This window comes from Kribbella monticola (assembly GCF_003261635.1).
GTDB classification, from domain to species: Bacteria; Actinomycetota; Actinomycetes; order Propionibacteriales; family Kribbellaceae; genus Kribbella; species Kribbella monticola.
Genome location: NZ_QFXK01000092.1, coordinates 1 through 18429, shown reverse-complemented (window position 1 = coordinate 18429; position 18429 = coordinate 1). Strand labels below are relative to the sequence as shown.

Annotated in this window: 15 protein-coding genes; 6 read left to right on the top strand and 9 right to left on the bottom strand. The window is 68.6% G+C overall.

Annotated features, from left to right (window positions below; translation table 11 throughout):
- The first annotated feature begins 11 nt into the window (after positions 1 to 11).
- The gene (locus DIZ26_RS36355) at positions 12 to 1358 is read left to right on the top strand and encodes a nicotinate phosphoribosyltransferase (RefSeq protein WP_112249123.1); all 1347 of its coding nucleotides are present in this window, start codon (positions 12 to 14) and stop codon (positions 1356 to 1358) included.
- Here DIZ26_RS36355 and DIZ26_RS36350 read toward each other — a convergent pair.
- The gene (locus DIZ26_RS36350; RefSeq protein WP_112249122.1) at positions 1351 to 2592 is read right to left on the bottom strand and encodes a D-arabinono-1,4-lactone oxidase; all 1242 of its coding nucleotides are present in this window, start codon (positions 2590 to 2592) and stop codon (positions 1351 to 1353) included. The two genes, DIZ26_RS36355 and DIZ26_RS36350, sit on opposite strands and share 8 nt — an antisense overlap.
- A 92-nt stretch (positions 2593 to 2684) precedes the next feature.
- On the opposite strand from DIZ26_RS36350, the gene DIZ26_RS36345 reads away from it, so the two are divergent.
- The gene (locus DIZ26_RS36345; protein WP_112249121.1) at positions 2685 to 3497 is read left to right on the top strand and encodes an inositol monophosphatase family protein; all 813 of its coding nucleotides are present in this window, start codon (positions 2685 to 2687) and stop codon (positions 3495 to 3497) included.
- Positions 3498 to 3531: 34 nt separating this feature from the next.
- The gene (locus DIZ26_RS36340; RefSeq protein ID WP_112249120.1) at positions 3532 to 4521 is read left to right on the top strand and encodes a hypothetical protein; all 990 of its coding nucleotides are present in this window, start codon (positions 3532 to 3534) and stop codon (positions 4519 to 4521) included.
- Between the two features lie 49 nt (positions 4522 to 4570).
- Here the strand turns inward: DIZ26_RS36340 and DIZ26_RS36335 are convergent, their stop codons facing one another.
- Positions 4571 to 8140, bottom strand: a complete 3570-nt coding sequence (locus DIZ26_RS36335) for a glycoside hydrolase domain-containing protein (protein WP_198676483.1) — start codon at positions 8138 to 8140, stop codon at positions 4571 to 4573.
- Positions 8141 to 8297: 157 nt separating this feature from the next.
- Between DIZ26_RS36335 and DIZ26_RS36330 the strand changes: the two genes are divergently transcribed.
- Positions 8298 to 9275 carry a hypothetical protein gene (locus DIZ26_RS36330; protein ID WP_157979935.1) on the top strand — a complete coding sequence of 326 codons (978 nt, stop codon included), beginning with the start codon at positions 8298 to 8300 and terminating at the stop codon, positions 9273 to 9275.
- Here the strand turns inward: DIZ26_RS36330 and DIZ26_RS36325 are convergent.
- The 3 genes from DIZ26_RS36325 to DIZ26_RS36315 form a co-directional block, all read right to left on the bottom strand.
- Positions 9272 to 10333, bottom strand: coding sequence for an epoxide hydrolase family protein (locus DIZ26_RS36325; protein WP_112249117.1), 1062 nt, complete (start codon positions 10331 to 10333; stop codon positions 9272 to 9274). The genes DIZ26_RS36330 and DIZ26_RS36325 overlap by 4 nt on opposite strands.
- A 70-nt stretch (positions 10334 to 10403) precedes the next feature.
- The gene (locus tag DIZ26_RS36320; RefSeq protein WP_157979934.1) at positions 10404 to 11252 is read right to left on the bottom strand and encodes an SAM-dependent methyltransferase; all 849 of its coding nucleotides are present in this window, start codon (positions 11250 to 11252) and stop codon (positions 10404 to 10406) included.
- A 125-nt stretch (positions 11253 to 11377) separates the two neighbouring features.
- Positions 11378 to 12139 carry a sulfite exporter TauE/SafE family protein gene (locus tag DIZ26_RS36315; protein WP_232828927.1) on the bottom strand — a complete coding sequence of 254 codons (762 nt, stop codon included), beginning with the start codon at positions 12137 to 12139 and terminating at the stop codon, positions 11378 to 11380.
- A gap of 65 nt (positions 12140 to 12204) precedes the next feature.
- On the opposite strand from DIZ26_RS36315, the gene DIZ26_RS36310 reads away from it, so the two are divergent.
- Positions 12205 to 12783, top strand: coding sequence for an isochorismatase family protein (locus tag DIZ26_RS36310; RefSeq protein WP_112249114.1), 579 nt, complete (start codon positions 12205 to 12207; stop codon positions 12781 to 12783).
- Positions 12784 to 12832: 49 nt separating this feature from the next.
- On the opposite strand, the gene DIZ26_RS36305 is transcribed toward DIZ26_RS36310, so the two are convergent.
- Positions 12833 to 14695 (bottom strand): bifunctional metallophosphatase/5'-nucleotidase, encoded by a 1863-nt coding sequence (locus tag DIZ26_RS36305; RefSeq protein WP_232828925.1) that lies wholly within the window; start codon positions 14693 to 14695, stop codon positions 12833 to 12835.
- Positions 14696 to 14776: 81 nt separating this feature from the next.
- On the opposite strand from DIZ26_RS36305, the gene DIZ26_RS36300 reads away from it, so the two are divergent.
- Positions 14777 to 15538, top strand: a complete 762-nt coding sequence (locus DIZ26_RS36300) for a polysaccharide deacetylase family protein (protein WP_112249112.1) — start codon at positions 14777 to 14779, stop codon at positions 15536 to 15538.
- A 3-nt stretch (positions 15539 to 15541) separates the two neighbouring features.
- Here the strand turns inward: DIZ26_RS36300 and DIZ26_RS36295 are convergent, their stop codons facing one another.
- From DIZ26_RS36295 to DIZ26_RS36285, 3 genes are read right to left on the bottom strand one after another with little or no spacing between them, the layout of a single operon-like run.
- Positions 15542 to 16162, bottom strand: coding sequence for a hypothetical protein (locus DIZ26_RS36295; protein ID WP_112249111.1), 621 nt, complete (start codon positions 16160 to 16162; stop codon positions 15542 to 15544).
- 33 nt (positions 16163 to 16195) lie between these two features.
- Positions 16196 to 17089, bottom strand: a complete 894-nt coding sequence (locus DIZ26_RS36290; protein WP_112249110.1) for a hypothetical protein — start codon at positions 17087 to 17089, stop codon at positions 16196 to 16198.
- Positions 17090 to 17118: 29 nt separating this feature from the next.
- Positions 17119 to 17904 carry a L,D-transpeptidase gene (locus DIZ26_RS36285; protein ID WP_112249109.1) on the bottom strand — a complete coding sequence of 262 codons (786 nt, stop codon included), beginning with the start codon at positions 17902 to 17904 and terminating at the stop codon, positions 17119 to 17121.
- Between the last annotated feature and the right edge of the window lie 525 nt (positions 17905 to 18429).

The following is an 18429-nucleotide window of genomic DNA, read 5'->3' as shown; positions in this document are numbered from 1 at the left end:
AGGCTGCACTTGTGACTAGCACACGGGACGCGTCCACGGCGCTACTGACGGACCATTACGAGCTGACCATGCTGCAGGCCAGCCTTGCCGACGGTACGGCACATCGCCGCTCGGTCTTCGAGCTGTTCGCGCGCCGCCTGCCGGACGGCCGCCGGTACGGCGTGGTGGCCGGCGTGAACCGGCTGCTGGACGCCCTGGAGCGGTTCCGGTTCGACGAGCAGACGATCGCTTTCCTGCACGACCGGGCCATCGTCGACCAGGCTACCTGCGACTGGCTGGCGCAGTACCGGTTCAGCGGCGACATCAGCGGGTACGCCGACGGCGAGATCTTCTTCCCCGGCTCCCCCGTCCTGGTGGTGGAGTCCAGCTTCGCCGAAGCGGTGCTGCTGGAGACCCTGTTCCTGTCGATCCTGAACCACGACTCCGCGGTCGCCTCGGCCGCGTCCCGGATGACCTGGTGGGCCGGCGGCCGGCCGTGTATCGAGATGGGCTCGCGCCGGACCCACGAGGAATCGGCGGTCGCCGCCGCGCTGGCGGCGTACATCGCGGGCTTCGCCACGACCTCGAACCTCGAGGCGGCCCGGCGGTTCGGCATCCCGAGCGCCGGTACGGCGGCGCACTCGTTCACCCTGCTACACGACTCCGAGCGGGACGCCTTCGTCTCCCAGGTCGATGCCCTCGGCAAGGGAACGACACTGCTGATCGACACCTACGACCTGACCGAGGCGGTCAAGACCGCAATCGACATCACCGGGCCCGAGCTGGGCGCGGTCCGGCTCGACTCCGGCGACCTGCCGTCGCTGGCCGGCCAGGTCCGCGAGCAGCTCGACGCGCTCGGCGCCACCAAGACCCGGATCATCGTGACCAGCGACCTGGACGAGTTCCAGATCGCCGCGCTGGCACCGGCTGCCGTCGACGGGTACGGCGTCGGCACCTCGCTGGTGACCGGCAGTGGCTACCCGACCTGTGGGTTCGTCTACAAGCTGGTCGCGCGCGAGGACTCGAGCGGCGAGCTGACCCCGGTGGCGAAGAAGAGCCCGGACAAGATCTCCATCGGCGGCCGCAAATACGCGCTGCGCCGCCGGTCCGACGCCGGTGTCGCCGAGCTGGAGCTGATCGGCGTCGGGCAGCCCCCGGTCGACGACGGCGACGACCGGGAGCTGCTGAAACCGCTGGTCGAGGGCGGCAAGATCATCGGCCGGACGACGCCCGCCGAGTCGCAGGCGCACCACCTGAAGGTCCGCGACGAGCTCCCGCGCAGCGCCAGCCAGCTCAGCCGTGGCGAACCGGCCATCCCGACGGAGTACAGCGGCGAAGTGGTCGCCCACAACCCCTTCGCGCCGCGGATCATCAGGTGACCGGCAGGTACTTCTCCAGATACTCGTTGCGGAACTTGCCGTTCGGGTCGTACTTCGTCGCCAGCGCGGTGAAGTCGGGGACCTTCGGGTAGCAGTCCCGCAGGACGCCGGCGTCGGCGGTGAACACCTTGCCCCAGTGCGGGCGGGCTCCCAGTGGCAGCAGCTTCTCTTCCAGCTGCTCGAGCACCGGGCGGACGGCGTCCTCGTCGCGGATCCAGGTGAAGTGCAGCGCGACCGTGTCCCGGCCCTGGCTCGGGCTCAGCCAGAGCTCGTCCGCGGCGATCGTGCGGATCTCGGAGACCTGCAGCAGGCCTGCCAGCTGGTTGCCCAGGGCCCGCAGTTCGGTGAACGCCTCGGCGGCGCGCTCCCGCGGTACGAAGTACTCCGACTGCAGCTCCTCGCCGTTGCTCGGGGTGAACTCGAGCCGGAAGTGCGGCAGCCGCTCGTTCCACGGACCGCGGACGCCGCCTTGCTCGGTCGCGAAGTCGGCGGGCATGCCCTTGATGGGGTGCCGCGCCCCGTCGGCGATCCGCGCCCCCAGCCACTCGGGCTCGAAGCTGGTCCCCTTCGACTTCCGCCACACCATCACGCCGGGGTCGACCCAGTCGGTGAACGCGCTCACCGAGTACGCCGTACCGAACACCTCGTCGAGATCCGTGCTCAGCCGTTCGACCGGCAGGTCGTCGTACACCATCTGGCTGATCTCGTACGCCGGTTCGAGGTCGAGCGTCATCCGGACCATCACCCCGAGGGCGCCGAGCGAGATGACCGCGCCGGCGAAGTCGGGGTCGTCCCGTTTCAGCACGGCGAGTTCACCGTCGGCGCGGACGAAGACCAACCCGGAGACGGCCGCGGCCAGCGGCTTGTTGGTGTCGCCGGAACCATGCGTCCCGGTCGCGCACGCCCCGGCGACCGAGATGTGCGGCAGCGAACCGAGGTTGTGCAGCGCGTACCCCTGGGCCTGGACGGCGGCTGTCACCTCGCCGTACCGCAGGCCGGGCGAGATGGTGATCGTGGCGACGTCTTCGTCGAACTGCAGCACCTTCGGCAGGTCGGCCACCGACACCAGCCGCCCCGGGCTGTCGGCGATCCGGTTGAAGGAGTGCCCGCTGCCGAGCACCCGGACCTTGTCGTTCGCCGCGACCAGTTCCTGCAACTCCAGGACCGACTCCGGCACGTCCAGCGTCTTCGCGCCGAACTCGATGTTCCCCGCCCAGTTCCGCAATCCGGTCACGCCCAGCCGCCTTCCTCACTTGATCCTGACATGCTGACCTTAGGGTGGAGCGCGTCCGCTGCCACGCCCGACCGTCCACCCCTTGGAGCCTGATGCCCTCCCCCGATGCCCTGGTCGCCTATTCCGCCGAACTCGGCGCCGCCGCGGCCGACGCGGCCCGCCTCGTCGCCGACGACCTGCGCGCGGCGTTCCGCGGCACGATGACGGTCGAGTTCAAGCGGGACCAGCACGACCCGGTGACCGAGCACGACCGGCGCGCCGAGGAAGCCATCACGAAGTCGCTCACCGCCCGCATCCCGGACAGCGGGGTCGTCGGCGAGGAGGACGGCGCCCAGCCCGGGACCGGCGGCGTCACCTGGTACGTCGACCCGATCGACGGTACGGCGAACTTCGCTCGCGGCCTGGCGTTCTGGTGTACGTCGATCGGAGCCGTCGTCGACGACCGGATCGTGGCCGGCGCGATCCTCGACCCGATGACCGGCGATCTGTTCACCGCCGACCTGTCCGGCGCCTGGCTGAACGGCGAGCCGATGCGGTCCACCGGTCACCGCGCCGAAGCCGAGGCGCTGATCATCACCGGCTACCCGAGCGCGCGCGACGTGGCGACCGACGGCCCGAACGGTCTCGCCCGCTTCGGCAACCTCGTCACGGCGTACGGGACCTTGCGCCGGTCCGGAAGTGCGGCGCTAAGCCTGGCGCACGTCGCCGCGGGCTGGATCGACGCCGCGATGGGCACCTCGGTGAACGCCTGGGACATCTGCGCCGGCCGCCTGATCGTCGAACAGGCCGGCGGTGTCTACCGCGGCTTCGGCGCCGACGGCTGGAACCAGCCCGGCTACGCCGCCTACACCGCGGACCTGGATCCGGTCGCGCTGAACCGCTTCGTTGCCACCCTCACCGAATAAGGTCGGGCCGTCCGACGTTCTTCGAGAGGAACACATGAACATGCTTTCCCGTCGCCGGATGGCGATTGCGCTCGGCCTGGCCGGCGTACTGGCCACCGGAACGGCCGTCACGGTCGCGCTCACCGGCTCCGATGCGTCGCAGGCCGCGACGCAGAGCACGGCTGCCCTGCAGGCGATCAGTTGCAGCACCGCGACGGGAGGGAAGCCCTTCTACGACGGCCCGTCGGCCTCGAAGGTGTACGACGCCCGCTTCAGCAACAGCGCGGCGGTCCCGAACCTGTCGACCCACACCCCGCAGGGCATCGGCACCTGGTGGAACTGGGACGGCAAGAAGAACCTGCTGCTGGTCGCCGCCTACCGCACCGGCTCGAACTCGCAGATCATCGGCATCGACCCGGCCACCAACAAGACCGTCGGTGTGGTCGCGATCGCCCCGACGCACGGCGGCGGCATCACCACCAGCAACGGCTGGGCGTTCGTGCAGGGCGGCACCAACACGATCCGCAAGTACCGGCTGTCGGACCTCAAGGCCGGACTGAAGAAGGCCGGCACGCCGTTCGTCAAGGCCGTCGGCGCCGACCGCAAGGTGTACGGCGCGTCGTTCCTGACCAGCTACGGCGGCTACGTCTGGTCCGGCAAGTTCAACGACAAGGGCCGCGACAAGATGTACCAGTACAAGATCAACAGCAACGGCTCGCTGACCACGATCAACAAGGCGTGGGAGGTGCCGACCAAGACCCAGGGCCTGCTGGTCACCGGCACGCACTTCGTCTTCAGCACGTCGTACGGCCGGACCAACCGCAGCAACCTGTACGTCGTGCGTCGCGGCCAGCCCGACCTCGACAAGGCGAAGCTGAGCTGCTTCCGCGCGCCGAGCATGTCCGAGGGCATCACCGAGTACGGCGGCCGCGCCTACCTGGTGTTCGAGTCGGGCTCGCACACCTACCGCTCGGACCCGAAGACCCTGAACGTGATCACCCACTTGCACAAGGCAACGATCTCCTCGCTCACCGGCCTGGCCTGATCGGCGCGGCCGGTCCTGAGAACGGTCAGGACCGGCCGCGATCCGAGAGCTACTTGTAGTCGACGCTGCCGCCCCAGTCGTTCTGGTGCCAGCCGTCCTCGGGCGTCCACCACCAGTGGTACAAGGTGTTCTTCGCGGATTCGGCGAAGAGCTGGGTCTGGCCCTGGAAGACATAGGCGATCGGGTCGGAGTAAGCCTGGCCGCCCTTGTCCTCCCACTTCACCAAGCCGGTCGCCTGGTCCCACCACCAGTGGTAGAGGGTGTTTCCGGGGCCGCGGGCAACCACATGTTGCTGCGCGCCCTGTTTGAAGGCCGCCGGTGCACCGACGAACTTGCCCGGTGCGCCGGTCCACTTCACCTTGTGCAAGCCGTCGCCCGCGTCCCAGAACCAGTGGTAGAGCTGGCCGTCGGCCGCCTGGGTGAAGATGTGCTGCTGGCCGTTCCAGGTGAACGCCGACGGCTCGGAGTACGCCTCACCGCCCCAGTCAGCGAAGTGCGGTTCGTATTCGTCCGCGATCCACCACCAGTGGTGGAGGTGGTTGTCGGCGCCTCTGGCAACGACGTGCAACTGGTCGTTCCAGGTGTAGACCGCCGGCCGGCCGACGATGGCTCCGGGTGCGCCCGACCAGGTGTCCAGCCGCAGCTTGCCGTCGGCCGGATCCCACCACCAGTGCGACAGAGCACCCGCGGTCGAGGCGGCGAAGATGTGCTGCTGCCCTCCCCAGACCGTGGCCACTGGATCGGACGCGGCGTCGCCGGCCCAGTTCGCCAGGTGCGGCTGGGTCTCGCCGTTGATCCACCACCAGTGCAGCAGATCGCCGTTCGCGTTCCGCGCCACCGCGTGCTGCTGGTCGTTCCACGCATAACCGGACGGCCTGCCCACGATCGGGCCGCCACCCCAGTCGGTGTTGACGGTTCCCTGGCCGCTCGACCAGTTCCACCGCCGCATCGTCTGCGTCGTCGACGGCGCGAACACCAGCTCCTGACCACTCCACTCATAGCCGGCCGAGCCCGGGATGTCGTCGACCGCCGAGACGCTGCCGGTGCCGTAGACCTCCACATCGTCGACGAAGGTCTGGGTCCCGTCAGCCGTACGGGTCTTGGTGAAGGTGAACCTGATGTACCGCGCCCTGGCGGGTGCGAAGTCGACGTCGTACCACCGCTTCCACATCCCGTTCACCGCTGACACCTGGCCGCGCCTGGTGAAGTTGACCCCGTCACCGCTGGTCGACACTGCCATCACGTCGGCCTGCAACGCCGGATTGTCTTCGTAGGCGTGGATCCGGCCTCGCGCGACGGTCTGTACGACGCCGAGGTCGACCGTCACGTCGTACGAGTGTGCCGCACCGTCGGCCGGTACGTCGTAGCCGAAGCCGCGCTTGTCCGCCTTGTCGTGGGCGAGGACGCCGTCCGTCGCCTCCCGGCCGGCGTCGCCGTAGGCCGCGGCCGGTGCGACGGAGCGGGTATAACTCTTGCCTCCGGCAAGGTTCTGCTGGAGGAACCGGTCGGCGGTGACCTCGACCGAGGTGAGGCTCACCGCCGGAGCTCCCGCCGGTACGACGACCCGCAGGTATCTCGCCTTGCCGTTGATCCCGGCGAAGTACTCGCTGTCCGTGGCGGTGGCTGTGGCGGCATCACTCCAGGTCGCGCCGTCGTACGACAGTTGCACGCGGTAGTTGGCGGGCGCCGTACCGGACCAGGTCAGGTGCACTCCGGTGACCTTGGCCTGGCCGCCGAGGTCGACCTGGAGCCACTCGTCCTTGGTGTTGCCGGCCGGCTGCCACCCCGTCGTACCGTCGCCGTCCACTGCCTTGGCCGGTTCCGATCCGGCGAGCTGGCTGGAGGCGGTCGTCGTACGGCCCGCTGCGGCGTCATCAGCGACCAACGGCTTTCCGGCCGCGGCGTCGAGCATCATCGCGCGGATCCGCTGCATGTACGCCGTGTCGAAGGTGTACTTGTCGCTGCGCTCGGCCAGGCTGCGGGCCAGCTGCTTCGCGACGCCGGGCTTGGTCTTGCCCAGCAGGTTCAGCACCTCCCAGTCCTCGATCCCGTCGCGCAACGACTCGTAGCGAGTGGTCACCTCGAGGGTGTTGCGGGCAACGTCGGGCTGCGTGATCCAGCCGTCGCCCTTCGGCTCCTGGTCGTCGAGCTTGTACTGCCAGTTGTTGTAGGCCCAGTGCAGGTATCCGGTCGCGCCCTTGTTGTACGCCAGCCACATCGTCAGCCGCTGGTTCCACTGCGCCTGGTCGATGAACCTGTTCAAATGCCCACCGACCGGGATGTTGCAGTTGTAGAACCAGAGTTCCTTGCCCTTGGCAAGCTCCGCGTCGAACGGGACCGGGTTGTTCGTATAGGTGTGCAGATTCGGGATGGCGATGTCCTCGTACTTCGCGATCGTCGGCGCGGACGCGTTGACCACGGCGTCGGCGATCTTGACGCCCGGCCACAGCGAGCGGATCTTGGCCGCGACGGCGATCCACTGCTGCTCGGACTCGCTGCCCTGCGGCTCGTCGGCGACGTGGTAGAACCACCGGTCGGACCAGCCCTTCGCCGCAACGTGATCGCGCAACGCCGGGATGTACTGGTTCAGCCAGTTCTGGCCCGCCGCGGAGTCCCAGTCGACGTACACCTGACGAGCACCCGCGGTCGTCGACAAGGTCGCCGGCCGGTACTTCGGCGAGCCGCCCATCGGGTCGAAGCCCTCGATCCGCTTCACGGCGCCGTTGGCCTGGAAGTGCTCGATCACCTGGTCGAGCAGCGTCCAGTTGAAGGTGTACTTGCCGGTCGCGGCGTCGAGCGTACTGCCGGCGTCGCGCAACAGGCCGATCACCGGCACCTGCACGCTGTTCCCGCGGTACCGCTTGGTGATCGCGGCCTGGTTGTCGAGCAGCTGCCACCACTTCGCCGAGTACGGCTCGTACTTGTAGATCTCCCGGATCGTGTCCTTGATCGTCGCGTCCGGATGGACGATCGGGATCGTGCTCTGCCACATCACGTTGGTGAAGGCACCGTCTGCGGAGGGCGGGATCGTCACCGCGCGGGCGTTCACGCTCAGCTGGACCGGGATGTCGCCGGCGCTGGTCCGTATCGTCACCGTGCCGCGGTACACACCGCCGGCCGCTTCGGCCGGAACGTAGACGCGGATCCAGATCGACTGGGTCGTGTTGGCGGGAACCGATCGGCTGGTGTCGTTGAGCAACCGGTCGGGGAAGTCGCCCGGGGCGTTGCGGATCGTCTGGGTCACCCGCTGCACGCCGTCGAAGGTCGAGTTGTGGTTCAGGTACTGGTACCCGACGAAGTTGTACGACAGGTTGGCCGCGGCGATCGCGTCCGACGGACCGGCGAGGTCGGAGAACGTCACGCTGTTGACGGTGAACGCATCGGGACTGCGCAGGACGACCTGTCCGCCTTCGTAGTCGTTCCGTGCGGTGTCCAGGCGGATCACCTGCGCCGCGTCCGCCGACGGGCCGCTGTCCTTGAAGACCGACGTGTACGCCGACTCTGTCCAGCTGTTGGGGGCTGCCGCGGCGAGCGCGACGGCGCCGGCGCCGGGCGGCGTCACCAGAGCCGCGGCGCTCACCACCATCGCGGCCGCCAGGACGGTTCGAATCCAGCGCATCAGGCGCCTCCAGAGCTCGGCGGCGCCGTCATCCGGGCTCGGACGGCCACCGCAGCAGCCAGTCTCAGTTCCGGTCCGGACGCGAACAATCCTTCCCATCAGGATCGAAACCCGGCGGGCGAACTAGGGTTGAGGGGTCCACGTCCTAGGAGGAGCGTTGAGTTTTTCGAGGCCCGGCCCGAAACGGGACGATGCGTTGTCGGCTGTCGTGGGCGGCAAGGGACTGGAGACTCGACCGGGCCTGGCGGCACCGGACCCGCTGGTCGATGACGACGAGCTGACCGATCCGGCCACGCCGCCGGGGCGGGAACGATTGGTGCAGCATGAGCAGACCCGGTCGGCCGCGCTCAGTGCCGGTGACAAGAAGTTGGCCGATCAGGCTTTGCACGCGGTGATCGGCGATCTGGATGCTCTGCTCGCCGCCGCTGCGACCGAACTGCGCGCCTCCGCGAGCGGCCGACGCACCAGGAAGCAGGTGAAAAAGGCCGTTCCGCAGTTGATCGCGATCGACGAACGCGGCTACCTGCCGCTCACGGACGTCGCCGACCTGCTGGAGCTCTCGCGCGACGACGTCGACGACGTACTGGCTTCACTGGCAGCGCGCGGCGAATTCAGTCGCGACCAAGCTCTGGCGGGACTGGCGAGTCTGCGGACCAAGCTGCAGGAGATCGAGACCACCCGGGACCACTCGCTGCTCAGCGAGCTGATCACCTTCGTCGTCAAGATCGCCTTGCTGTCCTCGGTTGCGGCCTCTCCCACCCCTCTCGACGAGGCCGTCAAAACCGGCATCCTCGCGCTCGTCGCCACCGCACTCCAACGCCCCGTCGACAGGACGCGCCGCGACCCGTACGCCGAGGCTCAGCGCGCCCACGAGAACCTCCTCGACGAACTGACCTTGGCCAGGAATCTCACCAAAACCCCTGCCTACGAAGGCGAACACGCCATCTTGCGGTTCCGCCTGCAGGTCCGCTGCGCGAGCGCCCGGGTCTCGTCCCTCCCACTGAACTGGCCGGCCAAGGAGCAGTACTGGCAGACGCTCGACCAGATCGCGCTCGCGCTCGACCACGACTCTCCCAAATCGCTGATCTTGATCCGGCGCAAACTCGAAGCGACTCCGGTGCCGCTCGCGGACTAGAGCCCGCCGAAGAAGGCGGTCACGTCGGCGACCAGGTCGTCCGGCGCGGAGTGCGCGGCGAAGTGGTTGCCGTGGGCAAATTCTGTCCAGCGGGTCAGGCCCTGGTGATCGCGTTCGACCAGTGAGCGGATCGAGCGGTAGTCGTCGGCGAACTGGGCGACCGCGAGCGGGACGTCACCGGTGCGCAAGCGGCGGCCGGTGCGGGAGGCTTCGTAGTACAGGCGCATGGACGAGGCGACGGTGCCGGTCAACCAGTACGCCATCACGTTGGTGAGCACGAAGTCCAGGTCGAGGCCGCCGCGGAAGACGATGTTCATCCAGCCGAGCAGCCCGACCGGCGAGTCGGCCAGCGCGTGCGCGACACTCTGCGGCTGCTGGGACTGCAGTACGTCGTACGCGCTCATGTTCTGGTGGTACCACTCGCGGTCGGCGATCCCGGCCGGGTCGTCGAACTGCTCACCCGGTTCCGGTTCGGCGAAGACCTGGGTGACGTGCATGCCGATCACGTCGGCCGGGAAGCGGCGGCCGAGTGCGAGGGTGACGCTCGAGCCCCAGTCGTTGCCGGCAGCACCGAATCGCTCGTACCCGAGGCACTGCATCAGCGTGTGCCACGCCCTCGCGATCCGGTCCAGGTCCCAGCCTCGCTCCCTCGTCGGGCCGGAGAACGTGAACCCCGGCAGGGATGGTACGACGAGATGGAAGCCCAGCTCGGTCAGCGGCTCGATCACATCCAGGAACTCGAACACCGACCCCGGCCACCCGTGCGTCAGGACCAACGGCGTCGCATCCGGCCGACGCGAACGCACATGCAGGAAGTGCACCCGCTGCCCGTCGATCTCCGTGCCGTACTGCGGGAAAGCGTTCAACCGCGACTCCCACCGACGCCAGTCGTACTGCTCCCGCCAATACGCCACCTGCTCACGAACCAGCCCGACCGGTACGCCGTACTCCCAGTCGGTGTCCGGCAGCTCATCGGCCCACCGGACTCGGGCCAGGCGCTCCTGCACCTCGTCGAGCGACTCCTGCGGCACCGCCACCTGCTCAGCCACGACACTCATCTCGTTCTCCGCTCAGCTCGCTTCCACCTTCTGCGAGCAACGTCGGAGCGTCGGTCCGAGACCTGACATTTCAGGGTTTGCGGGCTACTCCGCAGAGGAGGAACTGGCTGGCGGCGTCGCGGTAGTGGTCGGCGGGGGTGTCGTCGACCTCGATACCCGGGCCGTGCCAGTCGAAGAGGCGGACCAGCCCGGGGTCGACCAGTTCGAGGTCACCGAACAGGGTGGTGATCTCGGCCGGCGTACGGAACCGCAGCGACGGGAAGTGCGGCTCGAACTTCTCCTCGAAGGTCGCGGCCAGCGTCGCCGCCTCGCTGCCGTCGCGCGGGTTGCAGGCGTGGCTGATCGCCACACACGACCCGGACGGGAGCCGGTCCAGATACTCGGCCTGGTGGGCGACGACCTCGTCGAGATCGCTGATGTGGTGCAGGACCAGCGCCTGGATCAGCCCGACCGGCCGGCTGAAGTCCAGCATCTCCTTCACCGCGGGATCGGTGAGCACCTCGTCCGGCCGGGTGAAGTCGGCGGCGGCGAAGTCGGTCCGCTCGTTGTCCATCAGCAACGCCTGGCCGTGGGCGATCACCGACGGGTCGTTGTCGACATAGACCACCTTGGCCGACGGGATCTCGCCCTGGGCGATCTGGTGGGTGTTCTGCACGGTCGGCAGGCCGGCTCCGAGGTCGAGGTACTGGTCGATCCGCTGGTCGCGGGCCATCCAGCGGACCGCGCGCTGCAGCCAGCGCCGGTTCTCCTGCGCCCACTCCGGCACCTCGGGCAGGATCTCCATGATCTGCCGGTAGACGACCCGGTCGCTCTCGTAGTTGTCCTTGCCGCCGAGAGCGAGGTCGTAGACGCGCGCCACGCTGGGCTTGGTCACGTCGATGTGGGCGGACACGTCGCGGTCGGCCGGATTCGTCGTCACGCGCAGTCCCTCCCCCTTGACGATCGGTAAGCAGTCCCCCAGAAGATTACCGTCCTGGAGTTCCACAAAACCCCCGACGCCTCACGCCCCGACCCAGGTCTGAACGAAGTTCGTACATTCACGGCTCAGAGCATGGTGACGGCTGTGGTCAGGCCCGCGGCGATGACGAGGAGGCGGAGGAGGGTGGGTGGGAGGCGGCGGCCGAGGTGGGCCCCGGCGTAGCCGCCGATGACGGCACCCACGGCGAGGAGGCCGGCGACGGTGAAGTCCACGTCGGCGACAAGGACGAAGATGAGGCCGGCGACGATGTTGGCCACCAGCAGTCCGAGGGTTTTGAGGGCGTTCACCACCCGAAGGTCCAGGTCGAGGCCGAGACTCAGCACGGCCATCATCATCACGCCCGCGCCCGCACCGAAGTACCCGCCGTAGACGCCGGTCAGCGCGGCGAACACGGTCGTGGCCGGCGACAATCGCGTACGACGGCCGCCCGGCTCGTCGTTGCGGCGGATCCATCGCCCGAGCCACGGCTGCACCCCGACGGTCAGGCAGGCCAGCACGATCAGCCACGGTACGGCGGCCTCGAAGACCCCGGACGGCAGACACAGCAACAAGACGGCGCCCACGACCGCCCCCGACGTACAGGTGATCACCACGAACCCCGCCAAACGCGGTTTCACCATCAGTTCGCGGCGGTAGCCGATCGACCCGCTCAGGCTGCCCGCGATCAACCCGACCGTGTTCGACACGTTCGCGACCACCGGCGGCAGCCCGAGCGCGAGCAATACGGGAAAGCTCAGCAGTGACGCCACCCCGACCGTGGCGGTCAGCACCCCGGCGCCGAACCCTGCCGCGACGACCGCGAACTGCTGCATCCCCGTGAGGTCCACTTCACCCAGCCTAGGCAGTCGAACTTGTACCGTGAGGAGCAGGACACCGGCGAAGGAGCGTTGTGATGGCTCGGGCGTTGATTGTGGTGGATGTGCAGAACGACTTCTGCGAAGGCGGGAGTCTGGCGGTCAGCGGTGGGGCGGACGTGGCGTTCAGGATCGGCACCCTGCTGCACGAGTGGCACGAGGCCGAGCCGGGCGAGCACAAGTACTCCTACGTCGTCGCCACCCGGGACCACCACGTCGACCCGGGTGACCACTTCTCCGACACGCCCGACTTCGTGAACTCCTGGCCGCGGCACTGCGTCGCCGGTACCGACGGCGTCGGCTTCCACCCGAATCTCGACCCGCAGCCCTTCGACGCGATCTTCGACAAGGGCGAGTACGCCGCGGCGTACTCCGGCTTCGAAGGCAAGTCGCAGGAGGGCGCGGGCCTGGCCGCCTGGTTGCGGGACAAGGGCGTCACCGAGGTGGACGTCTGCGGTATCGCCACCGACTATTGCGTCCGCGCCACCGCCCTCGACGCCAACAACGAAGGCTTCCGTACGACGGTGCTGGCCGACCTCACCGCTGGGGTGGCGCCGGCCAGCACCGAACAAGCCCTCCTCGACCTACGCACGGCCGGAGTGACCGTCACCGACTAGCCATGCCGGGCCGGTACACGCCCGGTTGAGCGCGCGCCGGCGGTTCGGCTCAGGCGGTGACGACGATCGGGGCGCCGCCGGAGGTGAGGGACCAGTCGGTGGTGTGGAAGGTCGACGGGTTCACCTCGCCGGTGGCGGTGACGTAGTCGATCATCAGCTGACGGATCTCGACCTGGCGGTTGTAGACGACCGGGGCGGTCTTGACATGCGGGAAGTTGCCGCCGCCGGACTGCCGGTAGTTGTTCACCGCGACGACGAACTGCTGATCGGCCGTCACCGGCGCACCGCCGTACGTCAGGTCGCTGATCCTGGACCCGGCCGGCTTGGCGATGTCGATCTGGTAGGCCAGCGGCTTGGTCAGACCGCCCATGATGTCGTAGTTGTAGTCGGGCGTTCCGTTCGGAGCGGTCGGCGTCACCGCGTTCGTCACCTGGTCGGCCTGGAACGGGCCGGGACCACTGACCTGCTTGAAGTACGACGCGGAGAACTCCAGGTAGTCGGTGATCTGAGCGCCTGTCATCGTGACCGCGAGGAGGGTGTTGTCGAAGATGTAGAGGCCCGCCACGTCCCGCACGGAGACGTCACCGGCCGGGATCGCCGCTGCACGGTTGAACGGCGCCGCGATGGCCAGCACAGGCAGCGCGGCCTGCGGCGTACCGGCTAGTGCCTTGCTGACCGCGTCGGCCTGGATGAAGTTGACGAAGTCGAGCGCTGCGGTGTCCTCCCAGGGCGCGGTCGCCGCGGACATCGCCTCGGTACAGGTACCGATCTTCGCGTTCACGTAGCCGACGACCTTGTCGTGATCGGCCTGCAGCAGGCTGACGACGTGCGGGTCGGCCTCGACGGTATTGGCGTTCAGCACCTGGCTGTGCCGGCCGACGACCTTCCAGCAGCCGCGTTCCTTCTGCAGGTCGAGGTCGATCAGCGACAGCCGCATACCCCACTTGAGCGGCTCGGTCAGCACGACCTGCTGCCCGGTGACCTTGTTGGTGACCAGCCGCTCCGGGATCTCCAGGTGCGCGTGCCCGACCAGTACGGCGTCGATGCCGGGAACCGTCTCCGCCATCAGCACGGAGGCGTTCTCGGGCACAGGCAGCGCGTCGCCGTACGACGAAGACAGGTCCATCCCCGAGTGCGCCGCCACGATCACCACGTCGGCGCCGGCCGCGCGGACCCGCGGCACCCACAGCTTGGCCAGCTCGACGATCCCGCCGAACTTGATCTTGTTCTCCACGTTGGCCTTGTCCCAGATCGCGATGCCCGGGTTGGTCAGACCGAGGATGCCGACCGTGATCGGCCGCTCGCCCGGCACGTGCACCCGCTTGAGCACGTACGGCGGGAAGACCGGCAACCCGGTGCTCCAGTCCTGGGCGTTCGCGCCGAGCAGCGGAAACTTCAGCTGCTGCTGGAACTTCCGCAGGATGTCGAGCCCGTAGTTGAACTCGTGGTTGCCGAGCGCGGCGGCGTCGTACCCGATGGCGTTCATCGCGGCCGCCATCGGGTGGACGTGGCCACCGGTGATCGGCTGGATCTTGGCGAAGTAGTAGGCCAGCGGGGTGCCCTGGATGGTGTCACCGGCGTCGAGCATCAGCGGCGCCGGCGTACGGCGCTCGGCTGCGATCCGCTCGCGGACCGCCTTCACCAAGGTGGAGACCTTGGCCAGCCCGATGTCGTTGTGCGCGGTGTCGTCGTACTCGGCGTTCTTGAAGTAGTCCCAGTTGAAGACGTTGCCGTGCAGGTCGGTCGTGCCCATCACGCTCAACCGGACCGTCTTGGCGGGCCGGCCGGGCGTACCGGCGTACGCGGGGACTGCCTGGAAGCCGGCCGCGGCGAGTGCCGTCGCGGCGGCGCCCCCGATCACCGTGCGCCTGCCGATCGTCGAAGAGTCACCGTTGTCCATGTTCTGCCTCACGCGTCGTTGGGTTGTGGCTTCCAGCACGATACGGCCCGGCTGATTTTCCGATGGCCCTGCCCACGGGAGAGGATGCGATCCATGACCTTGCCGCCCGGCAAACTCCTGTTCGCCGCCGTTCTCCTCTTCTCCGCCGCCCTCTCCCAGGCCGCGCGACCGGCAGTGCACCCGTCCGCGCAGGCCGCGCCGTCCGTCCGCCCCGTCGCCGTCCACGCCCCGCTCACGCTCCAGGTCGAGAAGCGAGTGAAGACGCCGACCCGCAAGAACCAGCGGATCAGCCAGACCGGCTGGGACCTGAGCACCCACGGCGCGAAGGCTCTCTACCTGACCTTCGACGACGGGCCGCACCCGATCTACACGCCGCAGGTGCTGAGCATCCTGGCCAGGCATCACGCCCTGGCGACCTTCTTCGTGCTCGGCCGCGAGGTCGCCGCGCATCCGCAACTCCTCGAGACGACCCGGGCCGCGGGGCACCACATCGGCAACCACACCTGGGACCACCCGATGCTCACCCACCTGACCGAGGCCCGGATCCGGCAGGAGATCTCCAGCGGGGTGAAGTCGCGCTGCTTCCGGCCGCCGTACCGCGACACCAACAAGGTGGTGGAGGCGATCGCCACGTCGTACCACTTCCACCAGATCCTCTGGGACGTCGACACCAACGACTGGAAGAAGCCCGGCGCGGCCGCGATCGAACGCGAGATCCTGCGCGGAGCCCGCCCCGGCGCGATCATCTTGATGCACGACGGCGGCGGCAACCGCACGCAGACCGTCGCAGCCCTCGACCGAGCGCTGACGAAACTGTCCGCCCAGGGCTACACGTTTCGCGCCCTCCCCTGTTGAGCCCTACCTTGTCGAGACGCCGGCCTTGCCGTCGGAGAAGTGTTTCAGGGCTTGATCGATGACGTGCAACGGCTGATCCAGAGCCTTGACCAGATACAGCCCGGTCGGCTTCAGGAGCGGACTCGGCTTGACCAGCGCCCTGACCGCCGGCTGATCAAGCCCGCGTACGCCGGCCGTGGTGGCCGCGATCCCAGGGGCCAGCTCCAGTTGCAGCACGAACTGCCCGAACACCTTCTCCTGCTTGAATCCGCGGATGGTGGCCCAGGGCAACGACACCGGGTACGGCGCGCCGTCGCACGCGAGCTCCAGGCCTTTCGCCGACATCCGGAACGCCACCGGCGGCAGTTCGTTCTGGGCGTTCCAGCGCCGCCGCTCAGCATCCAGCCGCAGCGCCTGAACCGTACTGGCCACCAGCGGCAGCATGCTCGCCATCAGCAGCAATGCGAACGGCCACATCCCCGAGCCGCGGAACGCGAGCAGCGCGTAGACCGCCACAACGATGCCCACGGCACCGATCCCGACGGTGATCCAGGCGCCGCGCCGAAGCCCACGCCGGACCACCTCCCGCCGCGCGAGCACCGCGTCCCGATCGATGCCCACGACGAACGCCTGCTCCGCTTCCATCCCCCAAGCCTCTCAGCCGACAGGGGCGCGCGGTCAGCCGGTGACGGCGTGGTGGGTCTTGACCGGCTTCGGTACCGGGGCCGGCGGAACGTTGCCCGGCTCGGTCGGCTGCGGGATCGTCGGTTGGTGGGTCGGCTTCGGCGTGGGCTTCGCGGCCGGCTTGGCGCAGGTCGCCGAGGCGAGCTTGATCACTTCGGCGCCGTTGCCGAGGTCGATCGTCAACGCCGTGATCGTGAACGAACCGTCCGAACCCTTCGACTGCTCGTTCACCGTGATCTTGGCCAGCGGCGCGGCCGGGATCACGACGGTCTGCTTGGTACTGGGAAGGGCGAGCTTCTGGCCCAGCAGTGTCAGCGAACCGATGTCGACCGCACCCGAATCCCCCGTGCAGTAGACATTCACGCTGTCGATCGCCAGCAACGAACTCGGCGGCGTCAGCAGCAGGTTGCACAGGTCCGGCAGATTCTTGACCGGCAGATCCTTGGTGCTCAGCTTCGGCAGCGGCAACCCGAGATCCGGCAACGGCAACTCCGGGATCGGCAGGTCGCCGGCACCGGTGGCCGGCAACGTGGCGCACTTCTGCTTGAGGTCCGGCGGGATCTTGATCTGCTTGAGCAGGTCCGGCCCGACGGTGAGATCGAAGAGTTCGACCGAGGCCGAGTCGTTCCCCGCGGAGGCGTTCCCGGCCCGCAGCGCGATCAACGGGTTCTGCGGCAGTTCGAGCGCCGCGGAGGTATGCCGCTTCCCGTCCGGCGACTCGACGTACGGCGTCTTCGCCACCGGGACCTGTCCGGTCGCGGTGATCCCGTACGCCGACGAGGGCCGGCTGGCCGCGGTACCGGCGGGAGCGCTGGCGACCAGGCTGAACGTCACCACGCCAGTCACCGCCGCGATGGTCAGGACGGTCGGTCCGAAGTGTCGTCGCATCTGCGCGTTCCTCACGTTGTCACCTGCTGTCACTTGCTGTCGATCAGGACGAGAGTGCCGAGCGGCACCCGCTGAAGCTTGGCGAGCGCCGTACGAGGTACTCGCACGCAACCGGCGCTGATGGCTGCCCCGAACACGTCCGGCCGCGGCCAGCCGTGGATCGCCACGGTGCCCGGCCCGCCGCCGAACGTGTCGAGGGTGGGGCTGTGCGCGCCCAGCGGAAGCACCACCGGCGAGGCGGAGCGCGTCTTGTCGATGATGGAGCCGAGCAGGAAGGTCCGCCCGGGCGGCGTCGGAGTCGCCTTCGCACCCACCCCGGCCTTCCACTCGCCGAGCCGCTTGCCTTGCTCGAACAACTCGATGGTCCGCGAACCGGTGTGCACGCGGATCTGGTACGCCGACGCAGCGCGATCCAGGTCCTCGTCCTGCAACCAGCCGGTCGACCGGTTCGGCTTGGACGGCAGCAGCACGCGGACCCAGCCGTCGGTCTTCTCGACCACCGGCAGCCAGGTCGCCCCGAACTGGTTCGGCGCGATCTTCGCGAACGCCTCCGCATCGGGCGCGGTGTAGAGCGCGGTCTCCGCACGCGGATGGACCACCAACCCGTCGGTCGCCGCGAACGGCTCCGGATCCAGCGGCGCGGACGCGATCGTCGTCTGCGTCGACGATGCGGTGAGCGTGCTCAGATCAACCGGCGGCAACTCGTCGTGCTTGTTCCCGAGCACGCCGGCCACCGCCACGCCCCCAAGCAACACGAGCACAGCGAGAGCCCCGATCGACCCACCGCCCCGCTCATTCGCCCCAGACCTACGCATCCGCCATGCTCCCCGTGACCTCACCACGTGCCTGTCCGACGACGACAATAAGCCGTTCCGGACTAGCACGCCATGGCTTGTGACCCACGAGTAGCAAATTCATTCAGATACCACCCAGTCGCCCAGCGTATTCAACACGCCCCACCCACCCGCGCACCTGAACGGCCGACCCCCCGCCCGCGAACCCACAACCTCGGGGGTCCACCCCTCAAAGTGCGGGTTGCCTGCCCGCATACCGCCCGCCAACCCACACTTTCACGAGCCCACCCTCAAACCGCAGGTCGCAGGTCGCCCAGCCGCATCCCGCGCCAACCCACCGCCTCGGGGGCGGACCCCTCAAAGTGCGGGTTGCCTGCCCGTATACCGGCCGCGAACCCACATTTTCTGGGGTGGACCCCTGAAAATGTGGGTTCGCCGGGAGCGGGTGACGCTGGGTGCGGGGGCGCCGGGGTGCGGAGGTGCGGGGGCGCCGGGGTGCGGGGGCGCCGGGGGCGCCGGGGTGCGGGGGTGCGGGGGTGCCGGGGT